Raw genomic sequence first — 26,156 nt, 5'->3', positions numbered from 1 at the left:
TAGCTTCAAATCGTCTTGAAGCTAGCTGTCTTTGGTGTGCCACACAATTATTGGAATCCTTTATCAGCTAAAAAGCAAAACTTCGTCACAACCCCTTACTTTTTTGTGATTTATCGGACAATCCCTAAAATAAAGCCATCGTAGCCCTTTTCGCCTACTGTTTGGATCGCAGTCGCCTCAATCCGTTCCTCTTGCTCCAACAATTCTACAAATGTGCGGATGCCTTGGACACGGGGATCCGTGCTATGGGCATTTAATACTTCTCCGTCGCGGATGACGTTGTCAGCGACAAGGACCGCGCCAGGAGAAGCAAGCTGCAACGCCCACTTTACGTAATGGGGATTGTTAGGCTTATCGGCATCGATAAAAATAAAATCAAACGTTTGCTGCTGTTGGTGCAGAATAGGCAGGCTTTCAAGGGCGGGTCCTACGATAATATCAACCTGATCGGCATAACCGGCAAAAGCAATGTTCTCCTTTGCACAAGCAGCATGTTTTGGTTCATATTCCAACGTAACGATTTTTCCCGTGTCTGACAGCCCTTGCGCCAAGCAAATCGTGCTGTAGCCGCCGAGCGTACCAATTTCAAGAACGCGCTTGGCCCCTTTCATTCTTGCTAACAGCGTCAAAAGCTTCCCCTGTGTTGGCGAAACATCAATAGCTGGCAACCCCTTTTGGCGATTATTCGCTAAAGCTGCGTCCAGACCTTCATCCCCTATCCGCAAACGTTCCGTCATATACGAATCAACGAACTGCCAAGTTTGCTTTTCCACGTTCCCAACCCCTTTTCGTTATTTTACTTACAATTCTAGTGTATACTCGACATAACCATAAAAATAATCGATCTTTTTTAAGAATCTATAACTATTGTTTATATATTGGGGGTGACGGAATGAACCTTCATGGACTTCGGTTGTTTTATACGGTGGCGCGCACGGGAAGCATCACCAAAGCAGCACAAGCTTTGCACATTAGCCAACCAGCTGTTTCGAGCCAACTAAAAGCGTTTGAAGCCGAATTAAACTTGCCTTTGCTTCAAAAGGACGGCAGGGGGATTGTGCCTACGCCATTTGGAAAACAGCTTGCTGACAAAGCGGAAACGTTATTCGCGGTTGAAGCCCATATTGAAGCATTTGTACAAGAATTTCGTGATGTAGGCGCAGGGCACATCCATGTCGCTGCCACTTATCTTCCGGCAAACTTTTTATTGCCACAGTTAGCGGGTGCCTTCAAAGCCCAATATCCTACAATCGATTTGCAAATCGAAACGGTCAATTCTCAACAGGCATTTGAAAAACTAGCCCGTTACAAAGCCGATGTAGCGATGTATGCTGGCAGCATCGACAAACGCGCAGAAGAATTTGTTTGGGATGAATGGTTAGAAGATGAGCTTTGGTTTGTCGTCGCTCCGTCACATCGATTGGCCCATCAACGAGTCGCGTTGGCGGAAGTGGTCGTCGAACCATTTGTCATGCGCGAAGAAGGCAGCTCGACAAGGGCGCAATTATTTGCGTTATGCCAGGCCAACCAAGTAAAACCGCCAACGATTGCTTTGCAGTTCAGTGGATTGAACGAAGCCCTTTCTGCTGTGATGGCTGGTTTTGGCGTCAATTTCGTCTCCTCTTTAGTAGCGAACGAACATATAAAGCGGGGCGATTTAGCGCGCGTCTATGTTGAACATGTCCATATCGTCAACAACATTGCCATCTGCACAAGAAAACAGGAGCAGCAAAACGAACTCATCCAACGGTTTATTTCCCATTGCAAACGAACACGCTTCGAGCACGGCAAGTGATCTTGTCGATTAAACAAACGTTTAATTAACATTTTTTCATCCTGTCAATAGGGATACACACTTGAAAATTAAGCAGTATTCCTGTATGCTTAGATTAGTTAAGTATTTAAGTAATTTCTTAATTACTTAAATGTGCCGTGTTTGAAAGGAGGCCCCTGATGCACGAAGCATTTAAAGCGTTGGCCGATCCAACGAGGCGAAAAATCCTTGATTTGCTCAAAAAACAAGATTTAACCGCTGGCGAGATTGCGAACCATTTTCAAATGTCAAAGCCAAGCATTTCCCAGCATTTAAAGCTGTTAAAAGCTGCCCACCTTGTCCATGACGAGAAAAAAGGCCAGTTCGTCTATTACTCGCTCAACTTAACTGTATTTCAGGAGCTGCTTTCCTGGACAATGGGCTTTTTTGAAAAAGGGGGAAAACAACCATGAAAAAACATCTCTTTCCAATTCTTTCGATTATGATTTCTATCACTGTATGGCTATTTGCTTATAAACACTTGCCTGCGCAAATGCCGGTTCAATGGGGGGTAGACGGGCAAGTGAACCGTTATGCTTCAACGTTCTCTGCCTTCTTACTCCTAAACGGAATCCTGATTGCCGTTTATGCGATGTTGCTATTCTTGCCCCGTCTAGACCCGAAGAAAGGCAACTACATCAAATTCACACGAACCTATTCGATTATCGGTAACGTGCTCATCGCCCTTTTTCTCGCCATTAGCATTGTGACAGTCCTCGCAGGCATAGGCACACCCATTTCAATCAATCGCGTCGTGCCAGTTGCAGTAGGCATCCTCTTTATCATTCTCGGAAACTACATGCAGACGATTAAGCCCAACTGGTTTGTTGGCATCAAAAACCCGTGGACCATCAGCAATGATGAGGTTTGGCGAAAAACACACCGTCTTGGTGGGCGCCTGTTTATAGGCGGAGGCTTGCTTTTTATCATCGAACCGTTTTTGCCGAGAAGCGTTAGTGCGGTTTTGTCCGTAGGACTGATTGTTGTAATCGTAGGCGTGCCGATGGTTTATTCGTACATTCTTCATAAACGCATCGTCGGCCATTAGGCACTTGAAAGCAGTAGCCGATCTACTGACTCATGATTTTCGTTATCCTGCTATAGGAAAGAACATCCTTTGTCAGATGGGAAAACGCTTCGTCGTTAACGATCTGTTTGCAAATGGCAGCGAGCAATGTGGCTGTTGCCCGAAATGGGGCAGAGCCGCAACTTAGCCTCTCAATTCCTAGTGTCGACAACTCCGTGAGGGCGGGCATTTCCGGGTCAACCAACAAATTGATCGGAATCGAAATGGCCGCCCTCATTTTTTGTATTTCTTCCCTGTCCGTAAGCCCAGGAAAAAAAATACAATCTGCGCCTGCTTCTTGGTAAGCTATTGCACGCTTTGCAGCTTCTTGGAAACGGGATAAAGGATCGCCGATTTTTAGCCAATAGATGTCTGTACGGGCATTCACAAATAGGGACGTTTGGCTGGCTTTAATCGCTGCGATTTTTTCTGTTTGTTCGGAAATGGAGAAGACAGGTTTACTAGGGTCGCCTGTGCCATCTTCAATGTTAATGCCGACTGCTCCAGCCGCTGCAACTTCTTTTACAGTTTGCACAACCTCGGCCACGGATCGCCCGTATCCTGCTTCGATATCGGCACTAACGGGAACCGCTACTGAATTGGCGATATTCCTTACTGCCTCGACCATTTTAGCACGAGGCAGGTGTTGGCCATCTGGGTAACCTAAGGAAGCCGCAATGCCGGCACTTGTTGTTCCAATCGCTTGAAAACCGCCAGCTTCAAACATTTTTGCGCTCATCGCATCCCATGCATTAGGGAGTACAAAAGTTGAAGATTGTTGATGTAAATCGTGAAATGTTTTTGCCTTGATCGCATGTTGTTGTTTCATTTACAGATCCCCTTTTTCCTATTTTGACATCCATAGTGCCATTGTACTCGCTAGAGACTTCCATCAGCATCGAACTATCGATGTCGTTGAAAAACGAGCCTGCGGCCTATTTTGCCAGAGGAATGAAAGGTTGCCTACAAGGGCTTCTCGTCCAATGGGCAAGCCTTGATCTCCCCCTTCGTTGATTCTCACACCGTCGTTTCTCTTCACCCTATATATGTACGAGCTTGCAACATCAACACCCGCAACAGGTTACATAAACTGTAAAACAAAAGTTGTTGACACACTGAGGTCCTTCCCCTAAACTTTATTTATTAAAATTATAAATCATATAAAATTAATAGGATTACTAAATGAATAGAGGAGTGAAGGAGTTGGCCCTTGCCTTTGATCATGTGATTCACTATGTGGATGATGCACACACACTGAAAGATCATTTTATTAATAAAGGCTTCCACACGATTTATGGAGGTCGTCATGAACAACGAGGCTCTTACAATACGTTGCTTCATTTCGGCATGGAGTATATTGAGTTTTTAAGCATTGATGATCGTTCCCTTTTTGACAAAGTAGGAGCACAGGATGTAGCCTACAGTCCTTTTTCCTCCATTGTTCGAGATGAATTTACTGAAGGGTTTGCGAAAATTTGTTTGCGCACTCGGGATTTAAATAAGCTCGCACAAACATTCAAGCAAAAAGGCTTAAACGTGAATGGTCCAGTGCCTCTTAGCCGAAAGCGTCCTGATGGCAAACTGTTGGAATGGTCGCTATTATTCGTCGGTGAAGAAGGATCCGAATTACCCCTCCCCTTCTTTATTGACTGGCACGAAACCGACCAAGAGCGATTAAACGAATTAAAGGAAGCTCAAGTCGTTGCCCCTCATTCTGCTGGCCAATGGAAAATCGACAGCTTCCTTATGGCTGTCCACGATGCAAAGCAAACGGCTTTTAAATGGGCGGAGTGGTTCGACTTAGAACACAAAGGCTCGGTTTACGATCCACGCCTAAACGCCGACATCTACACATTGCAGCTTCCTGGAGGGAACTTGAAATTTGCCCAACCAAAAGGGCAAGGGCCGGTGAATGAGTTTTTAGAGCAACGTGGCGAACGGCCGTTTCAGCTTATGTTAACAGGCTCTGGCCAAACGGAACTGTTTACGATTCATGGGGGGCATTATGTTTTCAACGGAGGAGAGACACATGCGTAAATCAACCATACTAACTCTAGCTTTCGTTTTACTAGGCGGCGGAATCTTGACCGCGTGCGGAAGCCAGTCATCGTCCCCATCCGAAGCAAACGCTGAACAAACGATCCGCATCGGCTTCCAAACTGGGAATACGCTAAATGTGCTGAAAGAAAGTGGCTATTTAGAAGAGCGGATTGAAGAGGAAGGACTGGATGTATCGGTTGAATGGATTGAATTCGACCAAGGGACCGCCGTCATGGAGGCGTTGTCAACCAACAACATTGATTATGGAAACGCGGCTGATGGCCCTGGCATTTTTGCACAAGCACAAGGTCGCGACATCGTTTATGTCGGCGCTAGCCTTCCTCATGAACAAGGCGTCGGCATCATGGTAAAGTCTGATTCTGGCATTGAAACAGTGGCGGATTTAAAAGGCAAAAGCATTGCGGCAATGAAAGGAGGCAACCACCATTATTTGGCGATTCTTGCCCTTGAAGCTGAGGGGCTAAGCGCCGATGACGTTGATTTTCGTTATATGGGCGATGCCTCACAAGGCCGTTCTGCGCTTGAGACTGGGGAGGTCGATGCACTGGCCTCATGGGATCCATTTTTCGCAGGAGTCGAACATACCCTTGACGTAAAAACACTCGATCACAACGTCGAAGGGTACCCGAATCGGACATTCTATTTTTCCACGCCGCAATTTGCCGAGGAATCGCCAGAACTGATTCAAATTTTGCTAGAAGAAACGAACCGCTCCGATCAATGGGCCAATGAAAATCCAGATGAAGTCGCTGAATTGCTCTCCAATATGATCGGAATTGAGAAAGAGATCCTGGACACTGTCGTGAATCGCCGTGACTATGGCGTTGAAAATATCAACGAAGAAATCATCGCCGCCCAGCAAAAACAGGCAGATGATTATTACCGTATTGGCCTCATCGAAAACGAAGTCGACGTTTCCGAAATCATGCCTGTTGATGCAGCATGGGCAACAGACAACATTGAATAACAAGTAGGTGCCAACATGACGAATACATTTCAAAAACAAATCCTTCCTTGGATGCTGCCGTTGTTGTTCCTTGTTATCTGGCAAATCATATCGATGCTTGAAATCGTCTCCCCTAGTTTGTTTCCGGCGCCAACATCGGTGCTAGAATCCTTCTATGAGCTGATCGTTTCAGGCACACTTTTAGAGCATATTCAAATCAGTTTATACCGGGCGTTCATCGGCTTACTTATTGGCGGTGCGATTGGGCTCCTGCTTGGCATTTTGAACGGCTGGTCAACATGGTCCTTTTACACGGTTGATACGTTTGTACAAATGATCCGCAACATTCCTCATCTCGCCTTGCTGCCTCTTGTGATTGTCTGGCTCGGGATCGGGGAAGCGTCGAAAATTTTTCTTGTTGCCCTTGGTGTCATGTTCCCGATCTACATTAATACATTGCATGGCATTCGCAGCGTCAATCGAGGCTATATTGAAATGGGGAAAATGTATGGCCTAAAAGGCTGGGGGCTTTTCCGCCATGTCTACCTCCCTGGGGCGTTGCCTTCCATTTTTGTCGGCATTCGCTATGCCCTCGGAGTGATGTGGTTGACATTAATTGTCGCTGAAACCATTGCCACAAGCGACGGCATCGGCTATTTGGCCATGAATGCACGACAGTTTATGCAAACAGAAGTGATTATCGTTACCATTATCATCTATGCCCTTTTTGGCAAGCTGGCGGACATTATCGCCCAATTCGGGGAGAAAAAAGCGCTTCGCTGGCATCCGTATTATCGGAAATAGGAGAGAACGATTATGGCTATAGCAAAACAAACGACTAAGCGCGGCGTTGAAATCCGCATCGCACAATTGCAAAAAACGTTTGGCGATCAAGATGTGATAAAGGATATTACACTCACGATTGAAGCAGGGCAATTTGTCGCGATTGTCGGCAAAAGCGGAAGTGGAAAAAGCACATTGCTCCGCCTCGTCGCTGGTCTAGAACAACCAAGCAGTGGCGAGCTTTTATTCAATGGAGCAACATTAAAAAAGTCACAGGCAAGCATCACCATGATGTATCAAGACTCACGCTTGCTGCCCTGGAAAAAAGTGATCGATAACGTCGGGCTTGGCCTTAAAGGGAACTGGCAGCATAAAGGCGAGAACGTCCTCAATGCCGTTGGCTTATCAGCTTTTGCCAATGAATGGCCGAGCACGCTTTCAGGCGGGCAGCAACAGCGCGTCGCCCTAGCACGCGCCCTCATCAGGGAGCCTGATTTGCTCATGCTCGATGAACCACTCAGTGCCCTTGACGCGCTGACTCGATCAGAGATGCAAGACTTAATCGAAACGATTTGGCAAGAAAACCAGTTTACCGCCTTACTTGTCACCCATGATGTACGCGAAGCCGTTAAACTTGCCGATCGCATTATTTTAATTGAAGAAGGCGTCATTGCCCTTGATGTCGAAAATCCTTTGAGCAGGCCAAGGGATGTCACCAACAAACAATTGATTGAACTTGAAAAGCAAGTGACTTCGCGGATTTTGGAGAAGGAGTAGTCTATGAGGGGGTGTTCCTTTACCTGAACAGCCCCCTCTTTCGTTTCTCAAGTAATTGTAATTGCAAGATGCTCAGCTCTAAACATACATCCCTTCTGTTTGTTTACGGAAAATCGCCTCCATCTTTTCCCAAGCAGTCGATAAGTCGTGGTCTAGGCCAAACAGCCCTGAAGTACCGACGATGAACGTTTCGTTGCCTGCTTGCGCAAGTTGCTTGAACGTCTTTTCGTTGCATGATCCATCGACTTCTAATGTAAAAGCTAGCCCTTGCTCAGCGCGGAAACGTTTTGCGTCTGCGATTTTCTCCACCATTTCTGTCAGAAAGGGTTGGCCTGCAAATCCAGGGTCAATTGTCATAATCGTCAGTTTGTCAATTAAGTGAGCGAAAGGCTCAATGATCGCTAGTGGTGTAGCCGGGTTTAGGACAATGCCTACTTGGCAGCCGCGTTTTTTAATGTGGGCGATCGTCCGAAAGAGTTCTGCATGCACGACTTCTGGGTGGATGCTAATGATCGAAGCGCCTGCGTCGATACAAGCATCCACTAAAAAGTCATTGGGCTTCTCTGCCATCAAATGGGCATCAATTGGAATGGTTGCCACTTTGCTTAGTTGTTCAATAAAAAATGGGGACAACGTTAAGTTTTTCACATAGTGGCCGTCCATTACATCGACATGATACAAGTCAGCACGTCCATTTAACGTTTCAATTTGCTCGCGGAACTTTGTTACATCCATACACATTAGTGAGGGAGAAAATGCTGGTTTCATCGTACCACTCCTTTTTTGGTCTTTCTTTTAACCCCCTCTTACGAAAACAACTGAATGAAATAGCCTAGTAAAATGCCAATAATGCCGAAATCCGTGTCGCCAAACGTAGTGCTTTCAAGGCCAAGTGAACCTAACACTGGCAATAATAGCGCTGGCAAGAACGAGATTAGAATGCCGTTCACAAACGACCCTACCACTGCCCCACGCAATCCTCCTGTCGCATTCCCATAAACACCGGCGGTTGCCCCACAGAAAAAGTGAGGAACGAGCCCAGGAACAATGACCGTTAAACCAACTAGCGGGAGTAAGAAAATGGATGCAATCCCGCCAGCGAAACTACAAAGAAAACCAATAATAACCGCATTTGGCGCGAACGGGAAAACAGTGGGTGCGTCAAGGGCTGGTTTCGCCCCTTTTACAAATTTATCGGCAATGCCTTTAAAGGCTGGGACAATCTCGCCGATGGCCATGCGCACACCAGCTAAGATGATGTAGACGCCTGCCGCAAATGTAATCGCTTGAATCAAGATAAAGACGGCATAATTCGTGCCTCCGCTTAACTCTTCAATGACGGCAATGCCAGCAAAAGGGGTAATCGCAAAAAACAATAACGCCATTGTTAAAGAGACAGCCACAGATGTGTCGCGGAGAAAACCTAGTGATTTCGGAATTTGAATCGTTTCAGTCGATTTTTCTGGATTGCCGACCAGTTTGCCAACCAAACCAGCTGTAAAATAGCCAAATGTGCCAAAGTGTCCAAGAGCCAAGTCGTCATTTCCGGTAATTTTTCGGGTAAACGGTTGCAAGACGGCTGGAGCAATCACCATCGCTGCCCCTAAAATCAATGAACCGATCAAGACTAGAGGCACGCCGCTCATACCTCCTGTAACAAGGACAACGGCAAGCATCGCCGCCATATAGAGTGTATGGTGGCCAGTAAGAAACACATATTTAAACGGCGTAAACCGGGCAAGCAGCAAATTGACAACCATGCCAAAGATCATAATCAGAGCGGTTTCCGTCCCGTAATTCTCCTGGGCAATCGCCGCCATCGCATCTGTATTTGGCACAACGCCTTGAATTTGAAAAGCGGCTTCAAACATGGAGCGAAACGTGCCAAGTGAATCAGAGACAACCGCAGCCCCCACTCCGAGCAACAGAAAGCCCATCGTTGTTTTTAATGTACCTGACACGGTGTCTGTCGCCGATTTCTTTTGTAGCAGTAGTCCGATTAGGGCGAACAGGCCAATGAGGATGGCTGGCGTCCCTAAAATGTCATTCATAATCAGCTCAAACATGAAAACCCCTCCTAGCTGTTATAAATTGCTACGTAGCACGTCTTTTATCGCTTCGTTGTCTAGCAAATTGTTTAAACCGACAACGTTGCGCGTTCCGTCGTTAAGCTGCTCGACAATGTCAGCTGCGCCTATGTAGAGATCGGCTTGCTCACTTTTGCTTGAGGCTAGGTCCGTGTGGTTCACCTCCGCGTCAATCCCTAGCTCTGCTAGTATTTTTTTAACATTCATCTCGACAATAAAACTGCTCCCTAACCCATTTCCACAAACGACTAATACTTTTTTCATGTCGATCTCCTCCTGTTAAATGGTCGAAAATTGTTGAATGAGTGAAACCACTTCTTTCGTGCTCGTCATTTCAGCCAAACGGTCAATTGCTCCTGGCTCGCCGAGCAGTGACGTCAATTGCGACAAAGCCCGCAAATGGGTAACGCTGTCTATAGCGGCAAGAACGATGACGATTTTAACTGGTTTCGTGTCTTTATTTGAAAAGCGGACGCCTTCTTTATAGGTAGCGAGCGACATGCCAAGACGCTTGACCCCTGCCTCTGGCCGGGAATGGGGGATCGCCACACCAGGTGTAATGACAATATAAGGGCCATTGTCTTCAACAGACTGGATCATTGCATCGACGTAGCGACCCTCAATCGCCCCGTCTGCCAATAAAGGCGCAGCCGCTTTTTTTATCGCTTCCTTCCAATCCTGGGCGGTCTGGTGCAAAAAAATGGTCTTTTCCGTCAGCAACTCGTTTAACACTGGTTTCCACTCTTCCTTCCATTGTCGGTGGGGTGCTTGCAAAATCGTTTTTAACTCAGAGAGAAGTGCTTGCTCGTTATGGACAGTAGCATGCTTGCGGACTGCAGCAACCACCTTGGCAAGCGTGATATGTTCCTGATGGCCGTTGCTCGCCTCTCCGTATTTAAGCAATGTTTTTTTATCATAATTCGAAAAAATTGGATGAACGACGTGGACTGGCTTTCCTTTTGGCTCAACGGGCGTTGTTGCCACAACAAAGTCTACGGCAACCGAGTCAAGCTTGCTGTATTCCCGTTTTGTCAGAATGCCTGCAACGTTGACGTATCCAAGCAAGTCGATCAGTTGTTGTTTCACGATCGCCGATGTGCCAACACCTTCCGCACAAACAATGAGTACAGAGCAGCGGCTGACAGGCTGAAGCCCTTCACGCTTCATCCAACCGCCAAAATGCATGGCCAAAAAAGCGATCTCGTTTTCGCTTGCCGGGGCACAAGCTGCTTTTTCTAAATGGTGAACGACCTTTTTCGTGATTTCATACACTTCTGGATGGGCTTGTTTAACAGAATCGGCCAATTCGTTCACCGCATCGACATGGTATTTCATCCGGTAGTAGGCTGGTTTCAAATGGACTACTAAGTTCGCTTCCAATTTGTCACGATCTTGAAAAACAATGCATGCATAACGTTGAAATTCAAAAATCATGTTTCTGGCGATTGAGTGAATCAAGCAATGTTCTTGGGATTGTTTCGCATCTGCTTGCTTTTGCCGTTTGGCGCTTAAAAACAAGGTGCTTAAAAAATAGGCCTCTTCGTCTGGTATAGAAATGCCTGCCTCTTTGCTCGCTCTCGTCATAAACCGGAGCGCCGCCGTAAACTCATCGGTTTCTTGCAATGTCCGCATCTCTTCTGTCGTTACGTTTACGTATTTACCTCGTTGGATCCGATTAAAGTAAAAGCATAACTCCATTGAAAACGACTCGAGCGTGTGGTCGGCAAACTCAATATGAAGTTCTGTTTCACACGTGTGCAACAGCTCCTTCAGGCAAGCGACACTTAAGGGAAAATAGGCTTGGCCGATTTCAATCGGCAACTTATTGACTTCTGCCAACCGTTCAATTCGGTTTAACCATTGATGGATTTCCTGGCGGATCGCCGTTTCTGCGCCAGCAACGAAATAGCCAGCCGAAAGTTTAAAATCAAGCGTCAAACCTTGCTTAGCCAACTCGTTTTTCAACAGGCGTATGTCCTCAAGGACTGTGTTCCGACTTACATCGGTAAGCTCCATTAAATCCTCGACGAATACCGGTGCGGGCTGGCTTAAAATAAAAAGCAGATCGAGCGCCCTCCGCTCAAGCGGCGTATAGCCATATTCTGAATCACCGAGTTGAGGCAACATTTCTTTGATGCGGTTTTGTTGTTCGCTAACGATATAAAAACCGCTGCTGCGGACATGGCGAACACAATCGAATTGATGGAAGGCCAGCCAATCATTCACCCGCTTAAGCTCGTAATAAATCGTTCGCGCCGAAACGCCGAGCTCGCTTTTTAATTCATCCATGGGCACATGATCTGCCGCATACAGAAGTTTGACCAGCAAGCGTAAACCTCTCTGCGTTAAGAACATGCCATCACCCTCTCTCTGGCTTAGTTATAGTGTAGTCGCCCCTTTGCCCACAAAGAAGCCCAAATCTATGCACCGGAAAGTGTGCAGCGATTGGGCTAAGCGGCCTGGTTTTTGCACGATCGTCGTTTGCAAATTTAGTGTAGGCGTGAAACTAGTATAAAGAAAAAGGCAACCATAGGCGAAAAGAGAGTTTAAAAGAGTTGGACACTAATGCGGAGGAAGAAAATCCAGCAACGAGAAGGCCAAAAAAACTAGCCATCAGATGATAGCTAGTTCAGGCTGAAGAAAAACGCTCGCCGCTTCGACTGCCGCGTTTTCTCCTATCCGGGAAATTTTGCCGCCATGACCGACAAACGGTGGTAAATTGTTATTTTACGAGGCCGGCAAACGGTCTAAAACGCCTTTAACAAGCTTGGTAAAAGCGGCATTTGCCTTGCCAGCAACTTCGATCACATCATCATGGCTCAACGGTTCTTCTAAAATGCCACACGCCATGTTTGTTAAACAGGAAATTCCCAGTACTTCCATGCCAGCATGTGCCGCAACAGTCGCTTCGGGAACGGTAGACATGCCGACCGCGTCACCACCTAGAATGCGAATCATCCGCACTTCTGCAGGCGTTTCGTAGGCAGGGCCGCTCCACCAGCTATAAACGCCCTCTTGCAATGTGGTGCCTTGTTCAGCTGCCACGCTTTTGGCGATTTGCCGCAAACGGGAACTATAAACTTCCGAAAGATCAGGAAACCTTGGTCCTAGCGCATCTTCATTTTCGCCAATGAGCGCATTGGTGCCAACTAGGTTTAAGTGGTCGCTGATAAGCATCAACTCCCCTGGCGAAAAGTCGGTATTCACAGCTCCACAGGAGTTCGTAATCAACAGCGTTTTCACGCCAAGTGCTTTCATGACACGTACTGGAAAAGTGACTTGCTGCAAATGATACCCTTCGTAAAAATGGTAACGCCCTTTCATCGCCACAACCGTCTGGCCTTTTAAAGTGCCAATCACCAATTGGTTCGCATGGCCAATGGCCGAAGAGGTGGCAAAGTGGGGAATCTCTTCGTAGGCAATCGAAACTTTGTTTTCAATTTCGTCTGCTACATTTCCAAGCCCCGAACCGAGAATGATTCCGACATTCGGCGATAAGCTGCTCTTGCTTTGAATATATTCAGCTGCTTCCTTCATTTGTTCTAATAATGCCATTATGGTTCCTCCCAGGATTGATAATTTGCTATGGCTGCCATGGCCTACACTATGTATAACATAATCGATCAGCGAACAAGATGGAAGCATGATTTCCCGTTTAAAAATGAGGCTCATACAAAAAGAAGCCCGCCTAGGCTTCCCAGACGGGAGAAAAACGCTCCGTACGTGTATCAATTGTTCTTGATAGATGAATAGTAGAAAAGCTTACTTTAGCTTTTTTGTCCAATACATTAACAGCTCATCATCCACGACAGCATGGCTGCCAGCGTCGATTGGCTCCCCCCCAGCACAAATGCCATGACCGTCTGGGATGTAACCAAGCCGGGCATAGAGCCGTTGAGCGCTTCCGTAATCTTTATACAAGCCAACGCCAAGGCCAACCGTTTGATAGCCTAAATCACGGCTAAGCTGTTCGAGTGCGTGAATAAGAGCTTGGCCGACGCCCCGGCGCCGATATGGCGGAAAAACAACAAGATCATTTACTTCGGGAATGCGTTGATTGCGGAAATGGGCATACGGCGATTTTTTCAAGAGATGACCGCACCCGGCCAGCGCTCCTTGATAAAAAGCAAGAACAGTGACGCGATCGCCATTGTAGTTTTCGTCAAGGCATGTCCGAAAATAACCTTCTCTCCTCATGATCCCGTTTGCCGTAAATTGCTCTTGCGCCTCTTGCGCTAACGCCTCGTTTGTTAGATGCTTAATCGTAATCTCCATAGCTATGTCCCTCCATGCGCTAGAAATTCACGCATACTCTTTTCTTGCATGAACGTCTTCTATTTAGTTTAAGCGGTTTCACAGTTTTATATACATGGATGCCCATTGGCAGCTCTTTTTAAACGAGACGGAAATGTTTATAACGGGACACACCCTTTTGGCAAGGATGATCCAGCCAGAAAACAGTCAACCATTTCATTAAAAAGGGCTGGTTTCGCTAAAGAAAGGCCATGCCCTACACCTGGTACTTCAATGCCGATGCAACGCTTGTTGCTCTCCAGTATTTGCCGGGCTGATTTGGCAATGACCGCTTTTTCTTTCCCGCCAATCGCGATAAGCACGTTCGCTTCCACGTCCTTGAAAGAAGAAGGCAACTGGTAGGTCACGCTCTCTTCTATCATGTTCGCAAGCGTACCTGCTTTCATTTGGCAGCTTTCCTCATAGTAGCGTTCAAAATGTTTCTCCCTTATATAAAGCGCTTTTGCTTGGAGTTTTGAAAAATATTTGTTTTTTACGAGTGGAGAGGTTATGTGAATGGCAGGGCGAATCCATCTTTTCAATGTTGGAGACGGCCGAACATTCGCACTGTTTATCATTGCAGCCTGTACTAAATCTGGACGGCTGCTTAACACTTCAAGGCCAATTTGCGCCCCTAAAGATAAACCGACCAGCACCGTCTCCTTGCCTGGGGCATACGTTTCAATTAATTCAATTAGCTGTTTAGCGCAACTTTTGATCGAAAAGGGCAAATGGGCGCTCTTTCCATGGCCAGGCAAGTCGACAACGACACAATGATAGTGGGAAAAATAGTCGATTTGTTCCTCCCACATCCATCCTGCTAATCCGCCGCCATGCAAAAACAACATCATTGGCGCTTGCTTGTCACCAAATTCCTCAATAAATAAATTCATCTATTGCCCTCCTTGTTACTATTATACTGTATACCGTTTCCATTAGGACAGGAAAATCATGAATCGACTGGGACCGAGGCTCTAGAGAAGGAGGGTTTATAGATAATCGTATTGGGTGGTTCCTGTTGGAGCTACGGGAAACGCTGAAAAAGCCTTCTTTTAGGTTATTTTGGAATTGTATCTGGTTGCCTTCAATCATATAATGGACATACATTTTACGAATAGTAAATCGAGGTGGGCTGTTTGAAACAAGTTTTAGTTATGGGCGGGACAGAATTTGTAGGGAAAGCCTTTCTTCAGCAACTGATCAACCTCGGTTATTCAGTTGATTTTTTGACGACAGGAAGAAGAAGATCAACGATTTCAGGTTATACAACCCATATAAAATGCAATAGAAAAAAACGATCGGATTTGACAGCAGCACTTAAACACAAACAATACCATTACATTGTCGATATCTCCGCATACGATAAAGAGGATGTAGAGACATTATTCCTTTCAATTAACCGTACAAAGCTAGAACGTTATTTATTTTTAAGTTCAGGCTCTGTATATTGCCCGAGTGATACCATCTTTCTTGAAGATAGTCCTAGAGGGGAAAATTCCCATTGGGGCAAGTACGGATTAAACAAAAAAGAGGCAGAAGATTTTCTTATTAGCAAAGCCAATGAAATTCCATTTGTCATTTTCCGTCCTCCTTACATTTATGGAGAAGGAAATAATCTATATAGAGAAGCTTATTTTTTCTACAACATGGCTTTAGGGAACCCAATCCTTATTCCTGAAAGCAACACAAACGTTCAATTTATACACATTGCGGATGTGCTTAGGACGATTCTCGCTACATTCGAGAATCGTCATGCAGTTTGTCAAAGTTACAACCTCGCCCACCGAGAAACCATCACTTGGAAGTCTCTGATGAGTACATTCAAGAAAATAACGAATAGCCCTTCAAAAATAATAGAGGTGGAGCAAAAATTTTTAACAGAGAATGAGATTGGTTCAAAGCAATTTTTCCCTTTTCGCGACGTTTCTTATCTTATGGATACTACTAAATTAACAAAAGATGGCCTGCCAACACCCGCTATCAACCTTGAAAAAGGGCTTGAAAGAAGTTATAAGTGGTTTAAACAACAAAGGGATTTCGTCCCTCCTCGTCATTCAATGAATAAAGTCGATTTTATTTTAAATGCTTATACGCAATAACGAGAGGTCATTCGGGATTCCTTGTAATACAGATAAAAGCAAAGAATGTTCGTGTATTGGAACGTATTTTTTAAAGGAGTTATCATATGGACGTATCTATCTTTTCTCTATTTGTTATCATCATCGTTGTTTTCCTCATAGCGTTTATAAGCAAGCAGAAAAAAATACCCAATAAAATAGATATGGTGATTTTACTCATTGCAGGGGCAGGCATCCTTCTAGTAAGCCAGGATTATTATTATCTTTTAATCATTATTTGGATAGCCGTTTTTATTTATTTCGCTATAAAATACTTTATAAAAAAACAATAAGCTGGGCAACGGAAATAGGAAATGCCTAAAAACAAGGAACGCTAGTCCGCTCTAAGAATTTAATGTAATATCCGAAAAACCCTTTCGCCTGAAAGGGTTTTTCGCTGTCCTTGCCGTTTTTAACAAGCAGCACGATTTCAACTTATAGCACCTACATGGTATGGCTAAAGCGCATCAAGTAATTCGTCCGTTCTAATGGGTTCAACTGCCTCCGTTCCTTTGTGGGAGCCTTTCCTGCCACCCGTTCGTACCCGCCTGGCTTAGAGATTAAGATTCCTTCTCCGCCGGAAAGGGCGTGTATCGATGATTTTAAACGGGTTGCCGTTCGTACAGGAATGGTCCCTTTTATGAGGACGCCGGCTTGGTGGAAGGCTGGCTCTAACACGTTTCCTCCTAGCTGGACGATTCGTGATAGGAGAGTGCTTAAAAAACGCTCTGGCACAATCACTTCGATTCTCTCTAACGGTTCATAGACGGATGTGCCTGCTTGCCGGAGCGCCTCCATTAAGACCAATGGCGCCAGGCCGCGGAAATCCCTTGCTGTCGAAACAGGACTCCAATAACCTGTATGGGTGAGCGTTACGATGATATCCTCTACCGCCCAGCCTTTTAACCCTTCTTGCAATACAACTCGGCATGTGTCATGGACTGCTCGCTGAAAAGCAGGTGGCAGCGAACCAAGCTCTGCTTCGAGTTGATAAGAGAGCCCGCTCCCTTCTGGCCCAGGCTCGACTCGAAAGCCTAGAGTGGCGTAAAAAGGATTGCCTTTTTCACCAATCCATTCGACAGCAGCCCCAACGCCTGAAGGTTTTTCAATACAAACGACAAGGGGCTCGCTCATGGAAACGGAAAGGCCCTGTTCATTTTTAAGCGCCGACAAAAGCACTTCCTGCTGGACGTGGCCAAATATGCGGATAAAGTGGTCGCCTGTAGCCGCGTCTTGTGTATATTGCAAAAACGGGTCTTCTGCTGCTAAACGGGCTAATGCCCGATGAAGGGCGATTGCCTCCTCTTTGCGGTCAGTGTGCACTTGTACTTGAAGCGGCGGTTTTTTAAACGCAAATCGTTTCATTTGGGGCACACGCTTACCGAGGATATCGCCGACTTGTAGAGACTTCTCACGCAACACAGCAACGTCGCCAGCACTGACGGCAGAAGCGCCAGTCCGCCCGCCATTCTCTAACTGTTGTAAATGCTTGACTTTTACCGAAAAGGATGGGTGGTCAGCACGGATGACTGAAACCATTTTTCTAGCGACTAGCCTTCCTTCGTAAAGGCGGACAAGCGCTTCCCGTTCGCCGTTAGGCAACTCGGTCACTTTAAATACAATGCCAGAAAGATCCCGCTCCGACGCTTCCTCTGTTGTGTGGCTAAACCAATGGGAAAGCGAGTGAAGCAAGGCGGAAACGCCAACTCCTTTTGCTGCTGAACCAATAAAAAGGGGATAAGCCACTGCTTTTTTGGTTTGTTGCGACAGCTCTTTCCGCAATTCCATTTCACTTACAGGTTCATTTTCAACATAAGCGGCCAACAACTCGTCGTTGTGAAGCGCGAGAACGTCTAGCCAGCCAGCTGTTTGCGGACAAGTGGCTTTAATGGAATAAGCCGTGTCGCCCTGTGTTTGTTCGCACATCGGGCAAATGTGGTCGTCAAGCAACCATTTGATTTGTTTAATGACACGTTTATAGTCGGCGCCAACACGGTCAATTTTATTTATAAAAAATACAGTCGGGATACGGTACGCTTTTAGCGACTGCATCAAGACACGCGTTTGTGCTTGGACGCCTTCGACAGCGGATACAATTAAAATGGCGCCATCCAAAATCGTTAGCGCGTGCTCGACTTCAGATATAAAGTCAGCGTGGCCTGGCGTATCAATAATATTCACCTTTACATCGTTCCAGAAAAAAGAGACGGCTGCTGCTTTGACTGTAATGCCTCGTTCTCTTTCAATCGCAAGTGTATCGGTGGTTGTGTTGCCCTTATCGACTGAACCGGCTTCCTTGATGACGCCAGCTTGGTATAACATTTGCTCGGTTAACGTCGTCTTGCCGGCATCAACATGGGCCAACACCCCAATGTTGATTGTTTTCATAGTAGTTGTAGCAGCTCCTATTCATTTGTTTCTTTCCTTTCCATTGGTTTTTCATGTTCATTTTGCGCATACTTAAACGCCTCCTGTTATTAGAATAGTCCGATTATAACATAGCATGTGGATCTTAGCCCCTTACTGCGGGAAAGTGGCAGTAAAGAGCTTTCGTTTAGTTGGCCCGCGATTGCGCATACAACCACTCGATTACCCGTTTGTCTTCGTATACCGGCCCCCAAGCTGAATGAGGGGAACGCAGCTCTCCTGTTTTAAATTCGGTGTAGCGAATATGGCCCCTTACCTTTTCGAGCGCCTCCACCATTAAGCGAGACCCTGACACATCAATAATTTTGTCATCCTCGCCATGGAATGCCCAAATGGGAACATCTTTTATCGCCTCTGCCCTTTCAGGGTGGCCGTATCCACAAATGGCAATCGCTCCGGCAAATAAGTCAGGGTTGGTTTCAATGAAATTCCACGTTCCAATCCCTCCCATGGACATGCCATGGATATATATACGGTCAGGATCAATTGGATAGCGCTCTTTCATCGACTCGACTAATTCAAGCACCATGCTATACGTTGGTTCTGTTGTCCACCCTTCAAGCAAAGGTACGGAAGGGTCATAAGGGGCTTGTGGCGCTACCACAAACGACGGATGTTGTTCTTGCACATCTGGGCGGGCAAAGGCGACTCCCCCTTCGCTGCCAAGCAAGTGGATCTGGTTGTCGTTGCCTCGCTCGCCGCCGCCATGAAGAAAAAGCACGAGCGGATAGCGTTCTCCCTCTTCTTGATTCGGTTCATATAACCGGTACGGCAACGTTGCTCCCGCTTGATTTTGGTAAGATTCATAAGAAAAAGACTCAACTACAGGCGAGCGTTCGCCAGTTGAGACGACTTCGTCGCTCGTTGGCGGCAACTGCTGCCCGTCGTTGGTGGTGATCGCTTCAACCTGTTGAATCCGATACATTGGCGTAGGGCGACTGCTTTGATACTTGCTGCCATTCCAGCTAAGCGTGCCTCCATGTAAGTCGTTTCCACTAAATTTAATAATGACATAATGCCCTTCACTTACAGGATTGCCAAGTTCAGGCGCTTGGCCGACGTAAACATGTTCGACGTTTCTTGAAATATGATGGCCGCCTTTAATTGCTTGTACCGAATAGCTTGTTTCAGATAAGTTAGTCGACGTAATCGGCACAGTGTATTCAATCGCTGCTCCAACGACTTGCTCACCTGTTGACGTTACTTCCGTCAGTAAATCGACTCCGGCAATGGAAGACTCGCTTTCGTTCATCTTATTTATAAGAAAAAGCACAGCAACCACAGCACTTGCCGCAACAATCACGATGACCAACTTCCCTTTTTTAACGTGCATGGGGCTTGCCCTCCTTTTCCTTCAGTTTCCCCTATTCGTAATCGCAAAACCACCGCTGAATCACTCGTCTTTTTGTCCTTATTTGATAAGATGTGTTCGTAGTCGTTTGCGTTTGCGCTTATGATTTCATAAAACACGCCCAAAAGGCAAATACAAATCGCGACAAAGTCGTATGTGATTTCGTAGGGAGGTGCGATCGCATCTTGATGCAAAAGCTTTCCGAATCGTTTTCCCCACAATCAATATTCGTATACATATCTCCTCTGTCTGTTGGGCATTCTATCGTGGAAAATGAAACACGCTAGAGCCAAACGGCTTAGAAAGGAGAGAAACAATGGGTATTTTAAGTGGAAATCCTAAAGAAGAACCTATGCACTACGGTGAAGTATACAGCGCCTGGGGCTTTGTATTAGCAGGCAACAAAATGATTGCCGAATACGGGGTGTTATTAAACCATGTCGGCGACGACGATTTAAAGAAACTGCTTCATACATGCATGGAGCAAAGCAAAGAGGAAGTTAAACAAGTTTCTGAACTGTTGAAGGAAAATGGCGTCGCCCTCCCTCCAGCAGCACCAGAACCGCCAAAAGCAAACCTTGATGACATTCCACCAGGCGCCCGTTTTATGGACGCTGATATAGCAGCCTCTGCTTCTGCTACGACTGCAGCGGGACTCGTGGCATGCAGCAAAATCATGGGCCAGTCTATTCGTGAAGACATCGCCGCCATGTTTGGCCAATTTCATGCTTCAAAAGCGACATTAGCAGGAAAGTTTTTGCAGCTGCTAAAAGAAAAAGGCTGGTTAGTCCCTCCTCCTCTTCACCAACAACCAGCTGATGAGGACGTGTAATAAAATAACTTTTTGGGTATACACATTTCCAAAACGAATGAAGGAGGAATGACCATGAAACATGTAAAAGCATTAGCCGTTAAAGGCATTATGACGCTTGTGTTCCTTTACGTAATCCTAGGCTTTGGTTTTGGGTTGTCCTTTTGGGATGTCTTTGTAATTACAGTCGTTCTTGGGGCGATTTCCTATTTAGGTGACATTCTTATCTTACCTAAAATCACGAACATGATGGCCACTGTGGCTGATTTGGGCATAGCCTTTTTCCTCGTGTGGTTGCTAGGAATGGCACTTGCCCCCATTGCCCCAGGCACCATGGCAGGAGCTGCCGCCATTTCAGCAATTGCGATTGCGGTTGGCGAATACTTCTTCCATATTTACTTGGCCAAATTAGGTATTGGTTCAGACCGATTAAGCACGTCCTCTTCATAAAAGCACAAGCACCCAAAGGAGTTGTCTATTTAGGCAACTCCTTTTTGAACGAGCATTTCCCCTTCTGAAAAAACCACACATCTTGCCTTTTGGCATTATGCGCTACTTCGATCGCCTTCACGTTGGCAGCCGTTTTTTGCAATTGCCATGGCTCATGGTCGATATCTTGATAATACAGATGCTTCGAGGATGAGGTGTAAAGCCTGTACCTTTCCACGAGCCAATGCGCCAATGAGCCAGGAGCGGCGGGCTTTGGCTGCGACATCGGAAAATACGACGCTGTGCATTCAGCATGGCTTCCCGTGTTTCTGCGGCTCCAAAACTGGATCGACTCCTGTTGTTCTGTAAATGTCATCGTTGCGTGGACATAAGGCAAGTGAAAAAACGTGCGTGCCGTCTGTACAGCAAGAAAGTGGCTTGCGTCTAGGCTGAAAAAATAAATGCCTGGTCTTCCTTCGTGTATGACATATGTGCGAACGTTTAATTCGGGGAATGCTTTCGCCCCTGGAAAGGGAGGCAAAAACCGAGGGCGTAATGTGCTCAAATAAAAAGGCAACACACTGACCCAGGCAGTGCCATGATACAAATCCAAACTAAGCCCAGCAGGAAGCAGAGGCATTAGTTGCGATTTCGACACTTGCCAATGAGCAAACAGGACGTGCTCCCACGTTTGCGCCATGATCCATTGCTTTCTAACAAAAGAATGCAGCCTGTCCGCTATGTTGTCCATGGTCCATTCTCCTTTGTACAGCCGAATGCCTGAAGTATTCAGGGCTATGTCTCCATTCTTGCCCATCTCTAGCTATTTTGTTCCTTATGTAGTTTGGCCCTTTTCTAACGTTCACATCAAAAAAAGCATTCACTTACAAGGATTTCAATAACAAAACCCCTTCAGTGAATACCCTTGTAGCAAAAGCATGAAACACTCAGAAGATGGATGCTCATCTACTTGAACACCTTCACCTTCAAAAACTTCCATTATGTATGAACCCCAAATAAACGATTGGCCCAAGAGAGCAAAAAAAGGTCCTGGCCCGGATAGCCAATGGCCGAAAGCCCAATAGGCAGCCCTTCAACTGAAGCAAACGGAATGGTGATTTGCGGACAGCCTGCAAGTCCAGCGATAGACGTTAACTTCATCGTCTTGGCCCGAATCGCTTCTAGTTCTTGCCCAGACCCGCCTCTTTTCGGGGCTGGACCAGCGGCAGTCGGCAACAGCACAATATCGTTTGGCGCAAAGTCAGCTGCAAAGGCGCGCTTCATTGCAGTTTGCTTGTCCTTGTAGAGCGGCAGTTCCTGTTGTGGAAGGGTGCTGGCCCATTGGAATCGGGCGCCAATATCAGCTGCAAAGGCAGGTTTGGCTGCTTGTACCCATTCGCCGTGTTGCCGCCAAATTTCCCGTGCTTGAAGGTGGCGGAACGTTTCAAACCCTTCGTCGATCCTGTCGGATGTCCACCGGGAAATTGGTTTAGCGCCGAGGCGATCCGCCGCCTGCAAGACAAGTGCTTGAACGTTAGGCTCTGCGATGCCCACAAGCGCCTCATCAATCAAAAGTTGCTCGCCCGCTTCTTCTTCCACTGTCTGATCGCCAAGCAAGATAGTCCCTATATCCTTTAGCAATTCGACATCACGGGCCATCCAACCGACCGTATCGAAGCTTTCCGCAAGTGGAATCACCCCGCTTATGTCGACAGCGCCATGGCTTGGGCGAAAGCCATAAATGCCGCAATAGGATGACGGTATGCGGATCGATCCACCTGTGTCTGTCCCAATCGCAAAATCGGTCAGTTCAGCAGCTACCGCTACAGCTGAGCCGCTTGAAGAGCCGCCTGGTACGCGGTCGGCGCCGTACGGGTTTACAGGCGTCCCATAATGGACGTTTTCGCCATTCAAACTGTACATGAGCTCATCGGTGACCGCCATGCCGTGCAAATCAGCGCCTGCTGCCAAAAGTTTGGCGATGCTCGGGCTGTCTGACGTTGCTTGTTGCGCTGTCTTAAGCCAATTAGGATTGCCAGCACTGTTTGTGTGACCTTTCACAGCAAACACGTCTTTCACCGCAAATGTCTTTCCTGCAAGGATGCCGGCATTTGCTCCCTCTCGCTTCACGTCCTTGTCTATAAACGCGTTCCAATTCATCTCCATCCCCCCTGTTTAATGCATATGGAGCAGCTTGCCGCTCGGTTTTCCGATGATGCCTTTTTCCTCTGTATAAATCGTTTGCCCGCGAAGAAGCACGCGCGTCACTTTGCAGTCAATTGTTCGGCCAACATACGGGCTATGCTTATTTTTATAGTAAAGCTGCTCTTTTGTGAGCGTGTAGCTTTGTTTATCGTCCACAAATGCGAAATCGGCGTCTTTTCCAACGGCAATTTCCCCTTTTTCTTGCAAGTTCATCCGTTTAGCCGGGTTGGTCGCAATGAGACGAGCCAGTTGCTCAGGTGGCATGCCGCGCTGCTTGACTGCCCCATCAAACATGATATCGATGTTGTTTTGGCAACCGGAGATGCCGCCCCAAGCTGTAAGGAAATCGCCTTCTTTCAAGTCAGTCGTACACGGCGAGTGGTCAGAAGCAAGCCAGTCGATTTTACCATCAAGCAAACAAGCCCACAATTTCGCCTGTTCTTGTTTCGGACGAAGTGGCGGTTGGCATTTTGCTAGTGGGCCAAGCTCCGCTAACTCCTCAGCAGACAGTAAGAAATAATGGGGACATGATTCTACTGTAACATCGACGCCTTCAGCTTTTGCCCGCTCAATCGCTTCAATCGCTGTGGCAGAACTGATGTGGACAAAATGGATTCGGCAACCAGTCTCCTGCGCCGCAGCGATCGTGTCACAAACAGCTTTCACTTCCGCTTCAATCGGGCGCGAAGCGACATAAGCGTCAGCACCAACTGGGCTAGTAAGCTTGGCCTCAAGCTTGCCAATGATGCTTGGGTCTTCAGCATGGACACAAAGGAGCTGGCCTTTTTCTGCTAATACACGCATGCCTGCGCGAAGGCCGTTCAAATCGACGTTGCGAAAGTCCCCTGGAGCATCGGATCCACATGGAGAGAGGAAACACTTAAAGGCAACAACGCCTTTGGCGGACAAGCCAGCCAATTCGTGGAGATTCGTTGGCACAAGCCCGCCATAAAAACTGTAGTCTACATAGTTTTGCCCTTCGGCTGCATCGAGCTTTCGTTGCAAATTGGCGCGATTGGTTGTTGCTGGCAGTGCGTTCAACGGCATTTCCACATACGTCGTTGTGCCGGCGGCAGCTAACGAACGGCTGCCTGTGTAAAACCCTTCCCACTCGGACCTTCCCGGTTCAGAAAAGTGGACATGCGTATCAACAGCTCCTGGAAAAACATACTGTCCGTTTGCGTCAATCACATGGCGCGCTTCTTTTTTAGCAATTGAGCCGATTCGGGCAATTTTGCCAGCTTTGATGCCAATATCGATCTCCTCTACTCCTGATGGTAACACAACTCTTCCTCCGGTAATGCATAAATCAAGCATTTGCCTTTCTCCTCTCGTTTGGCTTAGCCAGTCCAGCCAACCGCCTGTGCATAAATTAAAAATGCCATGCCGACGGCCATGTAAATCAAAAATAGCGGCAAAAAGAAACGGACCCATTTATTCCAGCTGACACCCGCTACAACGAGCGCTGCCATAAAGTAACCGGAAGTCGGAAACAGCACATGGGCAAAGCCATCGCCAAATTGGAAAGCAAGAATCGCCGTTTGCCGTGTAACCCCTAAGAGATCGGACAAAGGCGCCATGATTGGCATCGTTACTAACGCCTGCCCGCTCCCTGAAGGAATAAAGAAATTGATCACCAGTTGAACAACCATCATGCCAATGGCACTTAGTGTGCTTGGAAGCTGGCCAACGGCGATGCCGAGCCCATAAACAATTGAGTCCATAATTTGCCCGTCTTCTAAAACGATCGCAACGGACCGGGCAATGCCAATAATGATCGCCCCCATCAACACTTCGCGAAACCCTTCTGTAAAAGCCTCGCAAATCTTTGTGAGCGAAAGCCCGGCAATCAGCCCTACAACAATGCCCATGAAAATAAACAACCCAGACATTTCAAGCATAAACCAACCAAGCTGTGTCACCCCGTAAATAAGGATCGCAAAGAAAACTGGCAACGTCGCAATCGCCGCCATTTGCTGACGGTGAATCGGCTTCATTGGCTGATTGAGCGCATCTTTGTATATGAGCCGTTTCGGTTTGTCTTCTGTGTAAGTCAAGCTCTCTTTGGGACGAGCCTTTACTTTGGCTGCATACCGCATAATATACAAACTGCCGATGGCGACAATGACCACAAATACAAGCAAGCGTAAACCAAAGCCTGAATACGTATCAAGGCCGGCAATTTGTTGAGAAATTCCTACTGTCCCAGGATTCATGATTCCAGCCGTAAACCCAAGAGCTGTAGAAACAAGGGCAATCGCCGTCGCGGTCATCGAATCATAACCAAGCGAAATAAAGAGCGGAATCAATACAGGAATGTAAACAAGCGATAGTTCTGGCGTGCCAATCGTCGTCGCCACTGCCGCAAACAAAGTGAGCAGCACAGGCACCATCAACACACTATTATGTTTAAATTTGCGGGCAAGCCTGTCGACGCCAATCTCAATGATTTCTGTCCGGCGCAGCACCATAAACATACCGCCGATGATAAAGGTAAAAAAGATAATCTCGCTTGCATCAGACATCCCTCTAGGAATAGCAAGCATAAAGTCCATAAAGGATAAAGGCGACCCGTCTATTTGCGTAAAGCTGTCAGGATCAATCGTCTCCCGCCCATTTGGGCCAGGTATCCGCTCAAATGAACCGGCCGGAATGACATACGTTAGAAGCGCGGACATGCCGCTAATCAAAAACAACAACACATAAATATGGGGCATTCGTCCCCTCGATTTCTGCGGTTCTGGCTGTGGCATCGGTTCCGGCGTAACTGACTGTGGGATATGCTTTTCCATCGCTCTCTCCTTTACTCAAATGTTGTTCCACATTGTAGCGCAACAAATCAGAAAAATCTTTGTGCAAAACAGCTAAACAATGCGCATTTTGTTGGAACAATTAGATAAACAATGATAGGGAAAAGCGAAGAGTTTCGATGAACCCGCCCCTTTTGTTGTTAGGATTGTTTACACAAAAAAGAGAAGAAGGGCAAAAAA

26 protein-coding genes are annotated in these 26,156 nt (G+C 46.7%); 11 read left to right on the top strand and 15 right to left on the bottom strand.

The annotated features are described in order from the left end of the window. Window positions 1-110 precede the first annotated feature (110 nt). Window positions 111-773 carry an O-methyltransferase gene (locus tag BC8716_RS08720; protein WP_251179673.1) on the bottom strand — a complete coding sequence of 221 codons (663 nt, stop codon included), beginning with the start codon at window positions 771-773 and terminating at the stop codon, window positions 111-113. Window positions 774-892: 119 nt separating this feature from the next. Between BC8716_RS08720 and BC8716_RS08715 the strand changes: the two genes are divergently transcribed. From BC8716_RS08715 to BC8716_RS08705, 3 genes are all read left to right on the top strand, one after another. After that, entirely contained in the window at window positions 893-1,795 is a 903-nt protein-coding gene (locus BC8716_RS08715; RefSeq protein WP_094424917.1) for a LysR family transcriptional regulator, read from the top strand. A 158-nt stretch (window positions 1,796-1,953) separates the two neighbouring features. Further along, window positions 1,954-2,226, top strand: coding sequence for an autorepressor SdpR family transcription factor (locus BC8716_RS08710; RefSeq protein WP_094424915.1), 273 nt, complete (start codon window positions 1,954-1,956; stop codon window positions 2,224-2,226). Continuing rightward, window positions 2,223-2,861 carry an SdpI family protein gene (locus BC8716_RS08705; RefSeq protein WP_094424913.1) on the top strand — a complete coding sequence of 213 codons (639 nt, stop codon included), beginning with the start codon at window positions 2,223-2,225 and terminating at the stop codon, window positions 2,859-2,861. Before BC8716_RS08710 ends, BC8716_RS08705 begins: the two co-directional genes overlap by 4 nt. Window positions 2,862-2,883: 22 nt before the next feature. Here BC8716_RS08705 and BC8716_RS08700 read toward each other — a convergent pair whose 3' ends face one another. Beyond that, window positions 2,884-3,708, bottom strand: a complete 825-nt coding sequence (locus tag BC8716_RS08700) for an isocitrate lyase/PEP mutase family protein (RefSeq protein ID WP_094424911.1) — start codon at window positions 3,706-3,708, stop codon at window positions 2,884-2,886. Window positions 3,709-4,061: 353 nt separating this feature from the next. Between BC8716_RS08700 and BC8716_RS08695 the strand changes: the two genes are divergently transcribed. From BC8716_RS08695 to BC8716_RS08680, 4 genes are read left to right on the top strand one after another with little or no spacing between them, the layout of a single operon-like run. Continuing rightward, on the top strand, window positions 4,062-4,916 hold the full coding sequence (locus BC8716_RS08695; protein ID WP_094424909.1) for a VOC family protein: 855 nt from the start codon (window positions 4,062-4,064) through the stop codon (window positions 4,914-4,916). Further along, a complete protein-coding gene (locus BC8716_RS08690; protein WP_245850000.1) occupies window positions 4,909-5,907 on the top strand; it encodes an aliphatic sulfonate ABC transporter substrate-binding protein in 999 nt (332 codons plus the stop codon). The genes BC8716_RS08695 and BC8716_RS08690 overlap by 8 nt, the downstream gene beginning before the upstream one ends. Window positions 5,908-5,922: 15 nt before the next feature. Beyond that, on the top strand, window positions 5,923-6,690 hold the full coding sequence (locus BC8716_RS08685) for an ABC transporter permease subunit (protein WP_094424905.1): 768 nt from the start codon (window positions 5,923-5,925) through the stop codon (window positions 6,688-6,690). Between the two features lie 12 nt (window positions 6,691-6,702). Next, window positions 6,703-7,446: an ATP-binding cassette domain-containing protein gene (locus tag BC8716_RS08680; RefSeq protein WP_094424903.1), complete on the top strand. Its 744-nt coding sequence runs from the start codon at window positions 6,703-6,705 to the stop codon at window positions 7,444-7,446. 78 nt (window positions 7,447-7,524) lie between these two features. Here BC8716_RS08680 and alsE read toward each other — a convergent pair whose 3' ends face one another. From alsE to BC8716_RS08645, 7 genes are all read right to left on the bottom strand, one after another. Continuing rightward, on the bottom strand, window positions 7,525-8,214 hold the full coding sequence (alsE, locus tag BC8716_RS08675) for a D-allulose 6-phosphate 3-epimerase (protein WP_062745245.1): 690 nt from the start codon (window positions 8,212-8,214) through the stop codon (window positions 7,525-7,527). Between the two features lie 38 nt (window positions 8,215-8,252). Next, window positions 8,253-9,512: a PTS ascorbate transporter subunit IIC gene (gene ulaA / locus BC8716_RS08670; protein ID WP_094424901.1), complete on the bottom strand. Its 1,260-nt coding sequence runs from the start codon at window positions 9,510-9,512 to the stop codon at window positions 8,253-8,255. Between the two features lie 18 nt (window positions 9,513-9,530). After that, the gene (locus BC8716_RS08665) at window positions 9,531-9,797 is read right to left on the bottom strand and encodes a PTS sugar transporter subunit IIB (RefSeq protein WP_094424899.1); all 267 of its coding nucleotides are present in this window, start codon (window positions 9,795-9,797) and stop codon (window positions 9,531-9,533) included. Window positions 9,798-9,812: 15 nt separating this feature from the next. Next, on the bottom strand, window positions 9,813-11,888 hold the full coding sequence (locus BC8716_RS08660; protein WP_094424897.1) for a BglG family transcription antiterminator: 2,076 nt from the start codon (window positions 11,886-11,888) through the stop codon (window positions 9,813-9,815). A 372-nt stretch (window positions 11,889-12,260) separates the two neighbouring features. Beyond that, on the bottom strand, window positions 12,261-13,088 hold the full coding sequence (locus tag BC8716_RS08655) for a purine-nucleoside phosphorylase (RefSeq protein ID WP_094424895.1): 828 nt from the start codon (window positions 13,086-13,088) through the stop codon (window positions 12,261-12,263). Between the two features lie 207 nt (window positions 13,089-13,295). After that, entirely contained in the window at window positions 13,296-13,808 is a 513-nt protein-coding gene (locus BC8716_RS08650) for a GNAT family N-acetyltransferase (protein ID WP_094424893.1), read from the bottom strand. A gap of 137 nt (window positions 13,809-13,945) precedes the next feature. Continuing rightward, entirely contained in the window at window positions 13,946-14,719 is a 774-nt protein-coding gene (locus BC8716_RS08645) for an alpha/beta fold hydrolase (protein WP_094424891.1), read from the bottom strand. Between the two features lie 243 nt (window positions 14,720-14,962). Between BC8716_RS08645 and BC8716_RS08640 the strand changes: the two genes are divergently transcribed. After that, window positions 14,963-15,925 (top strand): SDR family oxidoreductase, encoded by a 963-nt coding sequence (locus tag BC8716_RS08640; protein ID WP_094424889.1) that lies wholly within the window; start codon window positions 14,963-14,965, stop codon window positions 15,923-15,925. 86 nt (window positions 15,926-16,011) lie between these two features. Continuing rightward, window positions 16,012-16,236, top strand: coding sequence for a hypothetical protein (locus BC8716_RS08635; protein ID WP_094424887.1), 225 nt, complete (start codon window positions 16,012-16,014; stop codon window positions 16,234-16,236). 151 nt (window positions 16,237-16,387) lie between these two features. On the opposite strand, the gene BC8716_RS08630 is transcribed toward BC8716_RS08635, so the two are convergent. Next, the gene (locus BC8716_RS08630; RefSeq protein ID WP_094424885.1) at window positions 16,388-18,331 is read right to left on the bottom strand and encodes an elongation factor G; all 1,944 of its coding nucleotides are present in this window, start codon (window positions 18,329-18,331) and stop codon (window positions 16,388-16,390) included. A 166-nt stretch (window positions 18,332-18,497) separates the two neighbouring features. Beyond that, entirely contained in the window at window positions 18,498-19,703 is a 1,206-nt protein-coding gene (locus BC8716_RS08625; RefSeq protein ID WP_094424884.1) for a prolyl oligopeptidase family serine peptidase, read from the bottom strand. Window positions 19,704-20,037: 334 nt separating this feature from the next. On the opposite strand from BC8716_RS08625, the gene BC8716_RS08615 reads away from it, so the two are divergent. Both BC8716_RS08615 and BC8716_RS08610 read left to right on the top strand, forming a co-directional pair. After that, the gene (locus BC8716_RS08615; protein ID WP_094424880.1) at window positions 20,038-20,553 is read left to right on the top strand and encodes a DUF3231 family protein; all 516 of its coding nucleotides are present in this window, start codon (window positions 20,038-20,040) and stop codon (window positions 20,551-20,553) included. 54 nt (window positions 20,554-20,607) lie between these two features. Beyond that, window positions 20,608-20,982, top strand: a complete 375-nt coding sequence (locus tag BC8716_RS08610) for a DUF2512 family protein (RefSeq protein ID WP_094424878.1) — start codon at window positions 20,608-20,610, stop codon at window positions 20,980-20,982. Between the two features lie 25 nt (window positions 20,983-21,007). Here the strand turns inward: BC8716_RS08610 and BC8716_RS08605 are convergent, their stop codons facing one another. The 4 genes from BC8716_RS08605 to BC8716_RS08590 all read right to left on the bottom strand — a co-directional run bounded on the left by BC8716_RS08605 (window position 21,008) and on the right by BC8716_RS08590 (window position 25,958). Beyond that, window positions 21,008-21,712: a YqjF family protein gene (locus BC8716_RS08605; RefSeq protein WP_094424876.1), complete on the bottom strand. Its 705-nt coding sequence runs from the start codon at window positions 21,710-21,712 to the stop codon at window positions 21,008-21,010. A 248-nt stretch (window positions 21,713-21,960) separates the two neighbouring features. After that, window positions 21,961-23,121, bottom strand: a complete 1,161-nt coding sequence (locus BC8716_RS08600; protein ID WP_251179659.1) for an amidase — start codon at window positions 23,119-23,121, stop codon at window positions 21,961-21,963. 15 nt (window positions 23,122-23,136) lie between these two features. Next, window positions 23,137-24,483, bottom strand: a complete 1,347-nt coding sequence (allB, locus tag BC8716_RS08595) for an allantoinase AllB (RefSeq protein WP_094424872.1) — start codon at window positions 24,481-24,483, stop codon at window positions 23,137-23,139. Window positions 24,484-24,506: 23 nt separating this feature from the next. Further along, a complete protein-coding gene (locus tag BC8716_RS08590) occupies window positions 24,507-25,958 on the bottom strand; it encodes a YfcC family protein (protein ID WP_094424870.1) in 1,452 nt (483 codons plus the stop codon). Window positions 25,959-26,156: the final 198 nt, after the last annotated feature.

It is taken from the genome of Shouchella clausii (assembly GCF_002250115.1).
Classification (GTDB): Bacteria; Bacillota; Bacilli; order Bacillales; family Bacillaceae_D; genus Shouchella; species Shouchella clausii.
This window is presented reverse-complemented; position numbering and strand designations above follow the sequence as displayed.

Coding starts and splice junctions, on each gene's coding strand:
- BC8716_RS08635 (WP_094424887.1), top strand. CDS start 16,012: ATGGACGTATCTATCTTTTCTCTATTTGTTATCATCATCGTTGTTTTC.
- BC8716_RS08650 (WP_094424893.1), bottom strand. CDS start 13,808: ATGGAGATTACGATTAAGCATCTAACAAACGAGGCGTTAGCGCAAGAG.
- BC8716_RS08685 (WP_094424905.1), top strand. CDS start 5,923: ATGACGAATACATTTCAAAAACAAATCCTTCCTTGGATGCTGCCGTTG.
- BC8716_RS08695 (WP_094424909.1), top strand. CDS start 4,062: ATGAATAGAGGAGTGAAGGAGTTGGCCCTTGCCTTTGATCATGTGATT.
- BC8716_RS08715 (WP_094424917.1), top strand. CDS start 893: ATGAACCTTCATGGACTTCGGTTGTTTTATACGGTGGCGCGCACGGGA.
- ulaA (WP_094424901.1), bottom strand. CDS start 9,512: ATGTTTGAGCTGATTATGAATGACATTTTAGGGACGCCAGCCATCCTC.
- BC8716_RS08600 (WP_251179659.1), bottom strand. CDS start 23,121: ATGAATTGGAACGCGTTTATAGACAAGGACGTGAAGCGAGAGGGAGCA.
- BC8716_RS08660 (WP_094424897.1), bottom strand. CDS start 11,888: ATGTTCTTAACGCAGAGAGGTTTACGCTTGCTGGTCAAACTTCTGTAT.
- BC8716_RS08630 (WP_094424885.1), bottom strand. CDS start 18,331: ATGAAAACAATCAACATTGGGGTGTTGGCCCATGTTGATGCCGGCAAG.
- allB (WP_094424872.1), bottom strand. CDS start 24,483: ATGCTTGATTTATGCATTACCGGAGGAAGAGTTGTGTTACCATCAGGA.
- BC8716_RS08590 (WP_094424870.1), bottom strand. CDS start 25,958: ATGGAAAAGCATATCCCACAGTCAGTTACGCCGGAACCGATGCCACAG.
- BC8716_RS08655 (WP_094424895.1), bottom strand. CDS start 13,088: ATGGCATTATTAGAACAAATGAAGGAAGCAGCTGAATATATTCAAAGC.
- BC8716_RS08710 (WP_094424915.1), top strand. CDS start 1,954: ATGCACGAAGCATTTAAAGCGTTGGCCGATCCAACGAGGCGAAAAATC.
- BC8716_RS08625 (WP_094424884.1), bottom strand. CDS start 19,703: ATGCACGTTAAAAAAGGGAAGTTGGTCATCGTGATTGTTGCGGCAAGT.
- BC8716_RS08665 (WP_094424899.1), bottom strand. CDS start 9,797: ATGAAAAAAGTATTAGTCGTTTGTGGAAATGGGTTAGGGAGCAGTTTT.
- BC8716_RS08610 (WP_094424878.1), top strand. CDS start 20,608: ATGAAACATGTAAAAGCATTAGCCGTTAAAGGCATTATGACGCTTGTG.
- BC8716_RS08680 (WP_094424903.1), top strand. CDS start 6,703: ATGGCTATAGCAAAACAAACGACTAAGCGCGGCGTTGAAATCCGCATC.
- alsE (WP_062745245.1), bottom strand. CDS start 8,214: ATGAAACCAGCATTTTCTCCCTCACTAATGTGTATGGATGTAACAAAG.
- BC8716_RS08615 (WP_094424880.1), top strand. CDS start 20,038: ATGGGTATTTTAAGTGGAAATCCTAAAGAAGAACCTATGCACTACGGT.
- BC8716_RS08690 (WP_245850000.1), top strand. CDS start 4,909: ATGCGTAAATCAACCATACTAACTCTAGCTTTCGTTTTACTAGGCGGC.
- BC8716_RS08705 (WP_094424913.1), top strand. CDS start 2,223: ATGAAAAAACATCTCTTTCCAATTCTTTCGATTATGATTTCTATCACT.
- BC8716_RS08700 (WP_094424911.1), bottom strand. CDS start 3,708: ATGAAACAACAACATGCGATCAAGGCAAAAACATTTCACGATTTACAT.
- BC8716_RS08645 (WP_094424891.1), bottom strand. CDS start 14,719: ATGAATTTATTTATTGAGGAATTTGGTGACAAGCAAGCGCCAATGATG.
- BC8716_RS08605 (WP_094424876.1), bottom strand. CDS start 21,712: ATGGACAACATAGCGGACAGGCTGCATTCTTTTGTTAGAAAGCAATGG.